Below are 13,418 nucleotides of genomic sequence, written 5' to 3'. Positions count from 1 at the left end.
GTTGCAGCCCTGACGGACGAGGAAGGCCCTTGGTAGACAGGTTACCCGCCCCAGGTACTCGACTTCGATTCGGGCATAATGCGCTGGCACTGCTGCGACCACGCACGACGCCCTACCGCGACATGACGCCTTCCTCAAGTTCGCGGCGTTCTGAGCGATTGCTGTTGGGACGGCAGCCAACCAAAGGACGCCAGCAGTGGCTCCCCCCTGTACCTTCACGCACGTCAACGAAGAGTGATGTTCTTGTCGATGAATTCGTTTGTGGCCACGTTGGCGACAGTGAGGCCGCGCTTGATCTTCGCGCCTGCTTCCTGGTAGCTGGTCGAGTATGCCGTGAGTATGGATTGCATGCGACCCGGGTCCATGCCGCCGAGGGGGCCGCTGCTGTCGTTCGCCACAATCTTCGAAGACCTCATCAGCTGTGCGGCATAGTCTGCAGTTTCCCGATTGTACCCCCAGCCGTCGTTGTACTTGCGGACAACTTCCGTGATCAGCTGATTCGTCGGTCCCGGATTATTGATGTATTCGATCTGCGACCGCTGCAAAATCGGCACCAATTTACTGAGACATGCGGACAGCGGCCGGAGGGAACCGGCGCGCACAGCCAAGGTTCCCTCGTATTCGTCATATCCGACATCGGCAAGCAGCTGATATTTGAGCGGTTTTCCCCAGGCCGGCACATGGTGCTGATAGTAATACGGCTCATACGTTGCGAAGCCCTGCATGGCCATGGTCGGATTCGTGACGAATTTCGTCGGCGTGCCATCGTAGCTGGCGTCGATCTGGCTTGGCTTGATCAGGCCCTCCCGGACCAGCAGGGAGGTATACAACGCCCCGGGTGACACCAAGACCTTCACATCGCTCTTGCCGATATCGGCGATGCCCCGCCAAGTTGGATGGGAAGCCGGATCCCACATGATAATCCCGGGACTCTTGGTGAGCGGCGCGAAGACAGCGGTGACGGGAAAGAGCGCATACGTTGCCAATGCTTGATGCGTTTTGACCATGCCGAGCGTGATTTCCGGATGGCTGTACATCAGCGCCGGTACCGTCTGGAAGTCGACCGCCGAGCCGCCCGCACGCACTTCGATATTCACTCCGGTATTCATTCCGCCAATCACCAGCGGAGCGCTGACACGTCTCTTGGATTCGTCGATGCGATACCCCGGACCGAGCAAGTGATACAAAGCCCCATGCTCAGCTTCGGGTTCCCAATCTGCCTGGACCACTACGGTACGCGGACAGACTCCGGCTAGTTCCACCGCCGCAGACGGGGGCAGGAGAGATGACTGCGGTCGGGTGCCGGTGCATCCGGACGCAACCATCACGACGACCAGAGGGACGGTCATCACACTGACCGGGTACGGTATGCGCATCTCGGTTTCCCGCAAAAGCAATGCATAACATCAGGAAATGTTGATGGCCTGCAGGTGGTTCAAAGGTTGCCATGCCGGGCGAACTGAGCTGCTCGCAACACGGCAAAAACATCGTAGGCCGCTAAGCGCCTCGCCGCTACATCCACTGCTGCCCCCGGCGCCGTAGGAACGTACCGATCGATGATGACGGCTATGGGTGACCGTGCCGACTCACGGCGGGGATAATTCGCTGGAGGGTTCGCGCGCACTCCCCCAGGCGGTCGTTGCGGTCGGCGACAGGGTTGAGCGACTCGGGGTCGAATGCGTCCTTCTCCGCAGTGTTGAGGGCTTCGATCAGGACGCCGAGCTGGTTGTCGTAGTCCTCCTCCATGTCGGTGAGTCGTTTGCGGAGCAGGATGCCGTTGATGCGGGCCATGAGGAGGAGGGAGTTGAGGGGTTTGGGGAGGTAGTCCTCTGCTCCGAGTTCGAGGCATCGGATGACGCTGTCCACCTCGTCGAGCTGGGAGATCATGACGACTGGGGTGTCGCGGAGGGCGGGATCGTTCTTCATGAGCTCCAGCGTGGTATAGCCGTCCATCTGTGGCATCAGGATGTCGAGCAGGACGACGTCGAAGGATTCCGTGCGCATGATGCCCAGCGCCTGTTGTCCGCTTTCGGCAGCCACAGCATGGATTCCATTGATTTCCAGTCGGTAGGTCACCATCATGCGGTTTGTTCGGTCGTCGTCGACAACCAGCACACGGCCTCTTTCTGGGGTCATGGTGTGAGCTCCGATCCCAGGCAGTCAGGTACTTTCCAGGCTATCTGGGTTGATTTCATGTGCACCTGGTTCCTGGTCCGGCTCCGCAGCGGGCTCGTTCACGTGGGCGGGCGCGGGGAGCTTTGCGGCCAGCTGGCGCCGGTTGCTGATGTCGAGCTTGCGGTAGGAACTGGCCAGGTGGGCCTCGACGGTCTTGGGCGTGACGAACAGGGCTTGGGCGATCTCGCGGTTGGATCTGCCGGCGGCGGCCAGCTCGGCGACGCGCCGCTCACTGGAGGTAAGGGCTTCGATTCCGGCAGCAAGCGCGCTGCGGGGGCGGGTACCGCCGGCCCTGAGCTCAGCCTTGATCTGCTGGACAAGCGGCTGTGCACAGCAGCGGCTGGCGATGTCGCAGGCCTCGGCCAGGACGCTCCGGGCTTCCGTGCGCTGTCCGGCGCGACGTAGGGCAGCACCGAGTTCCGCTGCCGCTTTCGCGTATTCCAGCCGGGCTGGTGAGGAGCGGAGCCGGAGCACGGCCTGCTGGAGGAAAGCGGTGCCCTTCTGGCCGCGGTGGACGAGGCCGGCGATGCGCAGGGCCCTTCCGCGGGCCAGGGGGGCGCCCCAGTCGCGGGCCAATCGTAGTTCCTCCAGGGCCAGCGGCTGGGCTTCCTCGTCCCGGTCCAGCAAGTGCAGGCACAGTGCGGCCTCGGACTGCCAGGGCAGGACCGCGGGGTTCTGCCCGCCGGCCGCGACGAAGGCCTCTCCTGCGGCCAAGGCGGCTTTGAGGGCATCGCTCGGCTTTGCCTGCAGGCGCAGTAGGCGCGCGCGGCGCAGCAGGAGGTGGTAGAGGAGGCCTGTGAGGGGGAGAGTGTCGGATTCCAGGGCCCAGTCCAGCGCTTGCTGGGCTTGGTCCAGGCTGCCCCGCTCCATGAGGATGTCGGCGAGGAACGGGCCGAGGAGGAGGCGGTGCAGGCTGATACCGGCGGTCTCGACGGCCTGTACGGCGTCTCGGGCGTCGGCTTCCGCTTCGGTCAGGCTGCCCACACCCAGGCGGGCCAGGGCGCGGTAGGTGAGGGCGGTCGTCAGGCTGCTGGTCGATCCTTCTCCATAGGCTCGGGTGACTGCCTTGTCCAGGTTGGTGAGTGCTTCTGGCCGGTCAGCGCAGATCAGGACCCACCATGCCAAGGCCAGTGGTGTCGTGCCCGCGGCCCGCTGGAGCAGTTCTCCGTCCTGCATGGCCCGCAGTGCCCTCGGCACGGCGCGGGGGTCGCCGACGATGGCGTCGTGTCCGGCGATCACGCAGTCCAGGAATTTTCCTCCCAGGGTTGGTCCTGGTCCCAGCAGCCTTTGCCGGCCGACCTCGCGCAGGATGTCTTGCCGCAGGCCGGGGGCGGCCGGTTCGAAGAGGGGGACGGAGAGGATGTCGGCCAGCAGCCTGGCGGTGAGGTCCGGCTCACCGGGGGGGAGCTGGGCCAGAGCCTGGCGCCACACGTCAAGCGCCTCTGGTATGCGCTGGGACAGCAGCAATCCGTTGCCCAGCAAGCTGGCGATCGCGGCGTGGTGGCTGACTTCGGTTGCGAGGGGCAGTGCTTGCTGCAGGTAGCGCACGGAGGCGTCGGTGTCGGTGAGCTGCAGGGTGCGCCCCAGTTGATGCAGGACCTCCAGGCGCTCGTTGGGGGTGGAGGCCTCGCCCAGGCCCCGGCGGAGGTAGGTCACGGCAGCATGTGGAGAGCCCCGGCTGCGGGCATCGCGGGCGGCTCGCATCAGGATCGACAGCAGGTGGGGTTCCTTGGCGGGCGGCAGGCGTAGCAGGTGTGCGGCCGCCTGCTCGGCTTCGGCGCCGGCCTGGGAGAGCAGGTCGGCGGCTCGACGGTGTGCGGCCCGCCGTTGCTCGGGTGTCATGGCGTGGTAGACCGCGGCTTGGACCACTGGATGGGTGTAGCCGATCGGCTCGGATGGCCCCTGGCCGGGGCCGGCACGGAGCAGTTCGATGCGCTGCAGGTGGGCCGTGGCTTGCAGCGCCGTACTCAGGGGCAGTCCTGCCAGCGCCGCGGCCTGCTCCAGGGGGACGTGCTCACCCAGAACGGCAACGGCCCGGGCAAGCGCCAGGTCGTGAGCAGAGAGACGATGGATCCTCAGCGACACCCAGCGGGCGACAGCGCGCGGTCCCAGGGTGGTGACCTGCGCGGCGTTCGCCGCTCGGGGTGTGACGTGCTCGGCCAACAAAGTGGCCACCGTCTCTTTGAGCAGCAGGGGATTGCCGCCTGTCGCGCTGTGACAGGCGGCCAGGAAGGCATCCTCCACGGGCTCCCCCGGCACGGCCTTTGCGAACTCCCCTTGGACCATGCTGAAGGCAGCAGTTGGGCTCAGCGCCTTCGGACGCAGCAGCCGGCAGGTGGGGTCGGTGATGATTCGATCCAGCAGGTGCAGCTCCGCGGCCGATTCGTGGGGGCGCAGGGCCACTACGACACACAGCCTGAGGGCGTCCAGTCGTGGCTGCAGGTAGGTGAAGAACCCCAGCGAGGCGACGTCCGCCCAGTGAACGTCGTCAACGAGGAGCACGACAGGCTGCTGCTCGCACAAGTTGTAAGTGAGCCACAACAGTCCGTGACGGATGGCAAAATCACGCTCGGCAGTGGTGCCGTCGGCGGTGACCGGTTCGAAGACGGGGGAAGCCTGGCCAGCTGTGCCGGACAGCAGTTGCTCGCGTCGCTCAGGACCGCCGGAGGCCAGGAGCGGTTCAAACAGCTGCCGCACGACACCGAGGGAGTACTCGTGCTCCAGTTCGCTTCCCCGGGCGGTTGCCACACAGAAGGTGGGGGGCGCAGCGATGGTGCGGATTTGAGCGAGCAGGCTGCTCTTGCCGATACCCGCCGACCCTTCGATGGCGGCGAATCCCCCCTGCCCGCTCTGCGCCCGGGTGACCAGTCTGGTGAGAGCACTGATTTCGGCGTCGCGCTCGTACAGGGCGCTGGTCCGCTCCACCTTCCCAGTATGCGCCGGGCCGGACGCCGGAACATTGCCAGCCGCCTTCCGCCCGGGCATGGGGCGCTGACCAGGCCGGAAGGCGGTTACGGTGCCCCCGGGGGGTGGGGGCGCGGGCGGTGTTGGGGACGAAGGCCGGTGGGGTGTCAGGACGAAAGTTAGGGCTGTTCCCTAATGTCCCGAATGCGGGCGGCGCCTAGAAAGGATCACGCAACGTCATTCCAGCCCGCGACATCGGACGATCATCATGACCGGCTTCTTCTCCCCCCAGCCCTCCGCCGTAACTGGAGATCCGGCACGGTCCCCAGAAGTTCCCGAGGGACACCACCAGCCGGTGGCCGTGCACCAGGACGAGCGCCCTCTGCCGCACCATCCCACCGCCGCCGGTACCGCCAGGCGTCACGCCTGGCAGGTGCTTGCCGACTGGGGAGTCGAGGTGGAGGAAATCTTCGACGCCCTGCTGGTGGTCTCGGAGCTGGTCACCAACGCGGTCGAGCACGCTCTGCCGCCCGTCGTCCTGCGTCTGAAGATCACGGCCGCAGCCGATGGCAGCACCAGGCTGCTCGCCGACGTCATCGACGGCGGGCCGGCCCCGCAGGACGGGGCGTGGACGAGCAGCTGCCCAGCCGACGAGCATGGTCGCGGCCAGCAGATCGTGGCCGCGCTCGCTGAATGCACGACTGCGCAGCGCTGCGACCGCGGCGTTGATCACGGGGCCACACTGAAGTCGGCCACGCCGGTCCTCGTTCGGGACGCGGCATGAGCCCGCACGTCAGGCAGCGCGATGGTCTGGTGCACGGCGAGGCTGCCGCAGCCATGGGTGAGGGGGCCGCTGGTCGGCCGGGTCCGGAGATGACGGCATTCCACCAGGCCGAGTCGTGATGCTGCGGCAATCGGATCCCGCGTGGAACCAGTGGGTCGGTCAGACCCTCACCCTGGCCGACGGCCGAGCGGCCACCGTCCGCATGGCCCGCCGCGGGCGCGCCTGGGACACCCTGTGGGCCGTCGACCACCGCGGCACCATGCACCAGCTCAACTCCCGCGGCTTCGGGCAGGCGCGCCCCGGCACAATCCCCGCGCTGCAGCAGCAGACCGTAGCGGTCCAGGTCCCAGACAATCGACCACTCCCCACGGAAGAAAAGGATTTCTCGTGCCGCACAGAACCAGCCGAGAACCCATCAAAAACTACATGAGTCCGCCGGCTTCCTACCTGTGTTGCCCCCATTACGATCCGCAGCACATGACCGGCCACCAAGAAGCGCTCAGCCGGTTCTCCCATCGCTTGGGAGCACCGCCGCCTGTCACCTATCTCGACAACGGCCACTCCTGCCAGGATCACCGGCCGGCCCTGGAAAGGCTTGCACGCGCCGTCATGGCCGGACAGCACAGCCTGGTACTGGTGCCTGGACTGTGGGTCTTCTCCGCGGACGAACACCGTGCACAGCGCACCGCCGACCTTCTCACCCGCGCCGGCGGATGCCGCGTCCTCCAGCTCCCCGCACCACTCGAACCGCGCCGCTGGTGGTGACGGCGAGCCATGCACGAGGTGCCGATCAGTGACGGTCACAATCCCCCGGCTTCGACCCGCGGGCAGCACCAGGGCACGTCGGCGACGGCCCCCACTCCCTGCGTGGTCTGCCGGACGCCCATGGACCAGGACCAGCAGCCCTGCACCCGGTCCACCACCTGCTGCTCCTGCACGGTGCCCCGGCGCCCTGCTGGGCCTCACCGGCCACCTGTCCTTGTCCAGCCCTCGAGTTCAGGTGGTGCTGCTGTTGGCCATCGGACTGATCATGGTGGTGATTGCCCTGGCACCCTCCGGCATCAAGGGCGTGCGGCGGCGTATGCCCCACCCGTGGCGTGCGGCCCGACCGGTGAGCGCCCCGGACCGAGCCGGCGGCCGTCCCGCCCGTATCGGCTTCGCCCGTGATCGGGCCCCGGCCGTCGAAGAGGTGGGATCCGGCCCTAGGGGATCGTGCACCGGCTCCTGACATTGCATTGGATCGCCCCGGTCGGCGACGCTCGGCCCCCGAGGGGCTATTATCGGCCACGGCGACGCCGTCTCGGCGTCTGCCCCGGACGAGAGCGGTGCCGTACCCGGCCAGGCAAAGACGGCTCGCAGGCACCCATGCATGTCATCGATCTCGTCGAAATCTCCGGCTCACTGCTCATCCTGGTCGCCTTCATCACCAGCCGGACCAGGCACCTGCGCCCGAACTCCCGCACCGCCCTGTCACTCAGCCCGGCCGGTTCCACCACCCTCGCGGTGATTGCCCTCAGCCAGGCCTCGTGGGGCTTCCTGCTGCCGGAGGGAACCTGGGCCCTGGCATCCGCCTGCCTCAGGCAGACCACCCGCCACCACTGAAGGAGTCCCCATGCCCGCAGAAAAGGACCTGCACAAGCTGCTCGCCGGCATGCGCCCCGAGCTCAATCCGGGAGAGTACGTCTTCACCGTCGCTCCCGACGGCCGCATCCCTGCAGACGCCCGCCCCGTTGCCACGATCGCCGAGGAGGAAGGGCTCACGCTCGTCCTGCCCCGACAGGACGCGGACCGGGCCGGACTCGTGTACGACTACGTCGCCGGCTGGATCACCCTGCGGGTGCATTCCGCCCTGGACGCCGTCGGCCTCACCGCCGCCGTCGCTGAGGCGCTGACGCAGGCCGCGATCAGCTGCAACGTCATCGCCGGCTTCCACCACGACCACCTGTTCGTCCCCCACGACAGCGCCGCCCGCGCGGTCGCCGTTCTGGAAGAACTGACCGACAGCCTGTGAGTGATGCTCCCTGACGACTCCACCGGTACAAAGGCCTGGCGCACACGGTATGTCGAGCGTGTCTTCCTCATGCCGAAAGGGCATCGTGCGCACGGCAAAGTGTCTCCTCCGCCACGCGCATCTGCACCCTCCGCGTCCTGATGCGGAGGGGCAGCAAGGAGCGATCTGTTGATGCGGGCCAATCGGCGATCCCAGGGGAACCTCCCTGCCGATCTCACAAGCTTCGTGGGTCGGCGGGAGGAGCTCGCCGCAGCGCGTGCTGTACTGCCGCGGACCAGGCTGCTGACGCTGACCGGTGCCGGAGGCATCGGCAAGACGCGCCTGGCTCTGCGGCTTGCCGCCCAGGTCGCACGTGCCTACCCGGCCGGGGCGTGGAGAGTGGACCTCGCGGCCGTGGAGCGGCCGGACCTTCTGGGGCACGCGGTGCTGGAGAGTCTCGGCCTCGATCACGAGGTGGGGCGGCCGGTCCTGGAGGCTCTGACCGGTCACCTGAACGGCTTGCGGATGCTGCTGGTTGTCGACAACTGCGAGCACCTGCTGGAGGCTTCCGCCACCGTCATCGGCACCTTGCTGGCTGCGCTGCCCGGCCTGCAGGTGATCGCCACCAGCCGACAGGCCCTCGCGGTCGAGGGGGAGCACCTGCTGACCGTGCCGCCGCTTCGGGCACCGCACCCGGAGGCGTCCGTACCGGCCGAGGCGGCAGCGCGGAACGAGGCGCTTGAACTGTTCACCCAGCGCGGTGCCGCCGCGATCGGCGAGTTTGCACCCGCCGGGTCGGAGGCACGCGCCGCCGCACTCGTCTGCCATCGTCTCGACGGCATCCCGTTGGCCATCGAACTCGCCGCCGCACGCCTTCGGACGATGACATGCGAGGAGATCCTGCAGCATCTGAACAACAGTTTCCACCTGCTCTCCAGAGGCAGCCGGACCTCTCTGCCCCGCCACCGGACTCTGCTTGCCGCACTGGACTGGAGCTTCGACCACTGTGCCCCAGAGGAACAACTGCTGTGGGCACGCATGTCCGTGTTCGCCGGTAGCGCCGATCGCGAGGCCGTCGAAGCAGTGTGCAGCGATGACCGGCTCTGTGTTCCGGATCTGCTGGATCTGGTGGCCGCTCTGGTCGACAAGTCGGTTCTGATCCGCGAGGACGGTGACACCGGGGTGCGTTACCGGATGCTGGAGACGGTTCGCGCCTACGGACGCCGGCAACTGGAGACGCGCGGCGAGGTTGCCGTCTGGCGCCGTCACCACCGCGATCACTACCGGCGCATCGTCCTGCGCGCCGACGAGGAGTGGTTCACCCAGCGGCAGACCCTGTGGATGGGGCGCCTGCACGAGGAACGGCCCAACCTGCGCGCTGCCCTGTCCTTCTGCCTCGAAGAGCCGGGTGAGAGTGCGCCGGGCCTGGAAGTGGCCGCAGCCTTGTGGTGTCACCGGCTTGGGGCCGGCGGCTTGGAGGAGGAACGTCTCTGGCTTGCGCAGACCCTCGCCGTGTCCCCCGAGCCCAGCAGGGCCAAGGCCTCAGCGCTGTGGGCCGACGGCTGGCTCGCCCTGTTGCGCGGAGACCATGGCGCCGCCGCCTCACGGGTGACCCAGTGCCGTGCCCTCGCAAAGACCGTGGGCGACGAGCGTGCCGGTGCCGACGCAGAGCAGCTCGCCGCCCTGGCCGCGCTCTTCCAGGACGACTTCCCAACCGCCATCCCCCTGCTCGAGCACACCCTTTCCCGCTACCAGGCGCTGGGCGCGCTCGGTGAGACGTGGTCCACGCTCTTCCTCCTGGGACTCGCCTGCTGTCTGGACGGCGACCCGCGCGCTGCTGACCTCTGCCGTGAAGGCCTGGAGTTGTGTGAGAAACACGACGCCAGGTGGTCCCGCTCGTGGTCACTGTGGCTGAACGGCCTGCTGCACCTGATGGGTGCCGAGCACGAACGGGCCGCAGGGCTGCTCCAGGAGAGCCTGCGCCTTGGCCGGCCCGACCACAACCGCCTCGGCGTTGCCCAGTGTCTGGAGGTCCTCGCGTGGACCAGGGCGCGGCAGGACCAATGCCTGGATGCGGCTGAGCTGCTGGGCTCGGCACAGTTTCTGTGGCAGCAGATCGGCAGCACACTGCCGGGTGTGGGACATCTGCTCCGCTACCGCACTGAGTGCGAGGCACGGCTGCGCCGGGAGCTGGGTGAGGACCGCTTCCAGCACGCGGTGAAGGCCGGTGAGGCTTTGCCGATCGATCAGGCTGTCGAGCGGGCCCTCGGCGCGCCGAAGAGCCTCCGGCAGCCCCGAGAGAGACCGGGAACGTTGCTGACGGCCCGCGAGCGCCAGGTTGCCGAGCTCGTCTCTCAGGGACTGGCAGACAAACAGATCGCTGCCCTGCTGGTCCTGTCGCCCCGCACGGTTCACGGCCACGTTCAGCGCATTCTGGTCAAGCTCGGGTTCACGTCCCGCCGGCAGATAGCGCAATGGGCCGGCGGCCGGCCCCCCGCCCCGCCGTAACGCAGGGCCGGACGCGCGCCCCGCACGGGCCGCATGTCCGCCGTGGTCCAATCTCCACCGGTGGTCGGCCGGTCTGTTACCGCTGGCAACGGCGACCGACGGCACCAGGGCGTTCACGCATACAGGCAATGGAACAGGCAATGTTGTGCAGGCCTTGAGGCCATGGCGCTGTTCGCGGAGCGACTCCTTCGGGCGCATCAGGGCGGGATGATGCTTCAGGTTGCCGGCGGCGAGGATCCCAGCAGGGGCTTGACGCGTCCTGTTCGGGGTGAGGGCGAGTCTGCAGGAGCTCGTGGGGGGGAACAGGCAATGGAACAGGCAATCCTCCCGGAGCCGCCGCCCGGTAGCAGGTCGGATGCTTCTACCGCGTCCCTTCCACAGCCAGCGCTCGGCCAGTTGGGAGGGAGCCTGAGAAGAAAGGGTAAGACCCTTGACACCGACCATGACTGCGAGACGGGGCACGCCGCCCGCACCTCTGTCTCGCCTGATCGCCAGCGTGCTGGCCGTCGCCTTCCTGGCCTTGGGAATTTCCGTATCCCCGCTGACCGTAGGCCAGGCTCTTGCCGCCACGTGCACGTACACATCCTCGAGCCTGAACTGTCTGAGCCTCGGCGCCATCACCGGCAGGAGCGTCGACGTGGAGGGCGCCTCCACCAGCGACGGCGCCCGAATCGTCACTGTCTACTCGGGAAGTCCCTCCTGGAGGGATACGGCGAAGTGGCGCTTCAACGTCAACCCGGACCACACGTTCCAGCTCGTGAACGTGGGGACGGGCAAGTGCATCGACGTCGGGTGGGGAGACGACGGTCTGCGCCAGTGGACCTGCCAAGGGCAGGCCACACAGAAGTGGGCGATCCAGCCGAATTCCGCCGGGTGGAGATTGCGCCACATCAACTCTGGCAAATGCATGGACCTGCTGAACCGAAGCAACTACGACAACGCCTGGGTCGGGCTCTACAACTGCAGCAGCGGCGACAACCAAGCCTTCCATTTTCATGGCGGCAACCCGGCCGCCCAGGCCAGGACCCTGGCCGTGGCGTACGCAGCGAACAAGTGCCAGACCCAGACGTGGTCGTGCTACTGGTCAGAGGACAGCGAATCGGCAGCCGCCCCGCTGCCCACCAAGTGCATCTCCACGCAGTGGCACAACCCCTACGACAATCCCTACAACTACACGTTCACGATTTCGACAGCGAAGGGGTTCTCATCAGCTCTCGGCGTCACCGTCACGTCGGGTTTCGAGACCGGCGCGCTGTCCTCCGTGATCGCGAAGGTGACAGCTTCATTGAGCGTGTCGAACCAGTTCACGTGGAGCAACACCACTACTGCGACCAACAGCGTCACCCTCCCGGCTCAGCCGCACAAGTACAACTGGGTGGCACGGTCGGTGCAGGCGAAGACGGTGACGGGTAACTTCACCTTCGACGCCGACGGGTTCCCGTGGGACGCCTACGACACAATCGTCGTTCCTCTCAAGGACAGCTCCGACGACACCGTGTTCTACAGCCCGATGAGCACGGCCACTCCCACCTCTGGCTGCCCGAGCCTCTGAGGCTCCCCGACCACCAGTTGCCTGGCACTCAGCGAGTGCCAGGCAACTGGCACGACGCCCCGCCGGCCGACGAAGGTGTGGGCGTCGGCGCTCATCGCGATGCCGGGCCGGGTGGTCTCGGCAAGACCACGGGCGACCAGGGTCGCCTTGGCATTGTCGCCCAGGCCCATGCCATCGGCGATGCCCCCGGCGAGCGCGATGACGTTCTCGACCGCTCCGCCGAGCTCGCAGCCCACGACGTCCGTAGGCGGCCGCGGTCACCCACCGGAACGGGCTGGTCACCGGATGGCCCGGCGGGCCATGCCCTTTGGCCACTACTGCCTCCATCTCGAAGGCGACCGCGTAATGGAATCACGGTTGAGCAGCCGGCCCTGACCGACAACCACTCCCGCACAAATCGGATCAGACACGCAGCTGCGGGCCGGCGGCGGAGGGACGGCGGCGGGATGGTTCCCGTGGCCCGGGTTCACGCGGGGCGGGTGCGGGGCGGCAACCCTGGCTCGTGATCGTTCTCACCTGACAGCTGGGACCATAAGCGCTGGTCAGGCATGTTGCAGGCGGAACGTTCCGGGTTGGCATGGGGGGGGCGCGGCCGGCGTTGGGGGTGGCTTGTTAGGGCGAAGGTTAGGGGGGTTCCCCAATGTCCGGAATATGCGGAATGCCTAAAAAGGATCACGTAAGTCCATTCCCGGCCCGCACATCGGATGATCACCATGACCAGCAGCACCGACGCTCCCCAGTCCTCCGCAGTGAGCAGCGTTCCGGCCCAGACCACCGACGGCACCCAGGAGCCGGCAGTCATGCACCAGGACGAGCAGGAACTGCCCTTTCACCCCACCGCAGCCGGCATCGCTCGGCACCACGCACAGCAGCTGCTGACGGGCTGGGGAGTGGACGACGATGAGATCTTCGACGCTCTGCTGGTGGTCTCGGAACTGGTGACCAACGCGGTCGAGCACGCTCTGCCCCCCATTGCTCTGCACCTGAAGGTCACCTCTGCCGCCGACGGCAGCACACAACTGCACGCCAACGTCACCGACAGCGGACCCGCCCCCAGCGACGGGACCTGGACGAGCAGCTGCGCGGACGACGAGCACGGCCGAGGTCAGAACATCGTCGCCACCTTGGCCGAATGCACCACCTCCAGCAGCAGCGACAGCGGAGCCGAGTACGGCGCCACGCTGACCGCAACCTGCGCCGCGTGACTCTCCAGCCACCCTCGGTGAAGGCCATGCCTCCCAGCGCCCGTCGTGCGCTGCCACGGCCCGCGGCTACCGGCCCCAGCCCTTTGGCGCCACACACTGGGCCGCCAAGCCCGTCACTGTCTGCGCCCCGGCAGGCACACGCTGCTGAACTCTTCGCCGGCCTTACCGCTCCCGCGAAACTCTCGTCCTCCTCCCCCACGGGACCACACGTCCGCACATCCCTGGAGACAGCGATGTCCATTTCCACCACCCGTGCACCGACCACTTCCGCTGCCCCCGCGCCCTCCACCGTCCGACCCG

At 67.3% G+C, this 13,418-nt stretch carries 11 protein-coding genes, 1 pseudogene and 1 riboswitch; of the genes and pseudogenes, 7 read left to right on the top strand and 5 right to left on the bottom strand.

From position 1 onward, the window contains the following. Positions 1-224 precede the first annotated feature (224 nt). The 3 genes from GPJ59_RS01690 to GPJ59_RS01680 form a co-directional block, all read right to left on the bottom strand. On the bottom strand, positions 225-1,187 hold the full coding sequence (locus GPJ59_RS01690; protein ID WP_219664474.1) for a hypothetical protein: 963 nt from the start codon (positions 1,185-1,187) through the stop codon (positions 225-227). A 379-nt stretch (positions 1,188-1,566) separates the two neighbouring features. Then, positions 1,567-2,115, bottom strand: a complete 549-nt coding sequence (locus GPJ59_RS01685) for a response regulator (protein ID WP_219664473.1) — start codon at positions 2,113-2,115, stop codon at positions 1,567-1,569. A 45-nt stretch (positions 2,116-2,160) separates the two neighbouring features. After that, on the bottom strand, positions 2,161-5,100 hold the full coding sequence (locus GPJ59_RS01680) for a helix-turn-helix transcriptional regulator (protein WP_219664472.1): 2,940 nt from the start codon (positions 5,098-5,100) through the stop codon (positions 2,161-2,163). A 334-nt stretch (positions 5,101-5,434) separates the two neighbouring features. Here GPJ59_RS01680 and GPJ59_RS01675 point away from each other — a divergent pair, with 334 nt between their 5' ends. Both GPJ59_RS01675 and GPJ59_RS01670 read left to right on the top strand, forming a co-directional pair. After that, the gene (locus GPJ59_RS01675; protein WP_308120070.1) at positions 5,435-5,863 is read left to right on the top strand and encodes an ATP-binding protein; all 429 of its coding nucleotides are present in this window, start codon (positions 5,435-5,437) and stop codon (positions 5,861-5,863) included. A gap of 387 nt (positions 5,864-6,250) precedes the next feature. Beyond that, positions 6,251-6,628, top strand: coding sequence for a hypothetical protein (locus GPJ59_RS01670; RefSeq protein WP_219664467.1), 378 nt, complete (start codon positions 6,251-6,253; stop codon positions 6,626-6,628). 35 nt (positions 6,629-6,663) lie between these two features. Here the strand turns inward: GPJ59_RS01670 and GPJ59_RS01665 are convergent, their stop codons facing one another. Beyond that, positions 6,664-6,801 carry a hypothetical protein gene (locus GPJ59_RS01665; RefSeq protein WP_219664465.1) on the bottom strand — a complete coding sequence of 46 codons (138 nt, stop codon included), beginning with the start codon at positions 6,799-6,801 and terminating at the stop codon, positions 6,664-6,666. Positions 6,802-7,151: 350 nt separating this feature from the next. Then, positions 7,152-7,221: riboswitch (guanidine-III (ykkC-III) riboswitch) on the top strand. 7 nt (positions 7,222-7,228) lie between these two features. Here GPJ59_RS01665 and GPJ59_RS01660 point away from each other — a divergent pair. The 4 genes from GPJ59_RS01660 to GPJ59_RS01645 all read left to right on the top strand — a co-directional run bounded on the left by GPJ59_RS01660 (position 7,229) and on the right by GPJ59_RS01645 (position 11,913). Then, a complete protein-coding gene (locus tag GPJ59_RS01660) occupies positions 7,229-7,465 on the top strand; it encodes a hypothetical protein (RefSeq protein ID WP_219664463.1) in 237 nt (78 codons plus the stop codon). A 10-nt stretch (positions 7,466-7,475) separates the two neighbouring features. Next, positions 7,476-7,874, top strand: a complete 399-nt coding sequence (locus GPJ59_RS01655) for an ACT domain-containing protein (RefSeq protein WP_219664461.1) — start codon at positions 7,476-7,478, stop codon at positions 7,872-7,874. Between the two features lie 171 nt (positions 7,875-8,045). Beyond that, positions 8,046-10,361, top strand: coding sequence for an ATP-binding protein (locus tag GPJ59_RS01650; RefSeq protein ID WP_219664459.1), 2,316 nt, complete (start codon positions 8,046-8,048; stop codon positions 10,359-10,361). A gap of 496 nt (positions 10,362-10,857) precedes the next feature. Further along, positions 10,858-11,913 carry an RICIN domain-containing protein gene (locus GPJ59_RS01645; protein WP_219664457.1) on the top strand — a complete coding sequence of 352 codons (1,056 nt, stop codon included), beginning with the start codon at positions 10,858-10,860 and terminating at the stop codon, positions 11,911-11,913. Between the two features lie 53 nt (positions 11,914-11,966). Here GPJ59_RS01645 and GPJ59_RS37000 read toward each other — a convergent pair. Next, positions 11,967-12,170: pseudogene (locus GPJ59_RS37000) on the bottom strand (NAD(P)H-dependent glycerol-3-phosphate dehydrogenase); the annotation flags it as partial. Positions 12,171-12,626: 456 nt separating this feature from the next. On the opposite strand from GPJ59_RS37000, the gene GPJ59_RS01635 reads away from it, so the two are divergent. Next, positions 12,627-13,118 (top strand): ATP-binding protein, encoded by a 492-nt coding sequence (locus GPJ59_RS01635; protein WP_258023703.1) that lies wholly within the window; start codon positions 12,627-12,629, stop codon positions 13,116-13,118. Positions 13,119-13,418: the final 300 nt, after the last annotated feature.

Origin of the sequence: Streptomyces bambusae, from assembly GCF_019400985.1 — a bacterium.
Taxonomy (GTDB): domain Bacteria; phylum Actinomycetota; class Actinomycetes; order Streptomycetales; family Streptomycetaceae; genus Streptomyces; species Streptomyces bambusae_A.
Note: the sequence above shows the minus strand (reverse complement) of the source record. Positions and strands in the feature narration are given on the sequence as shown.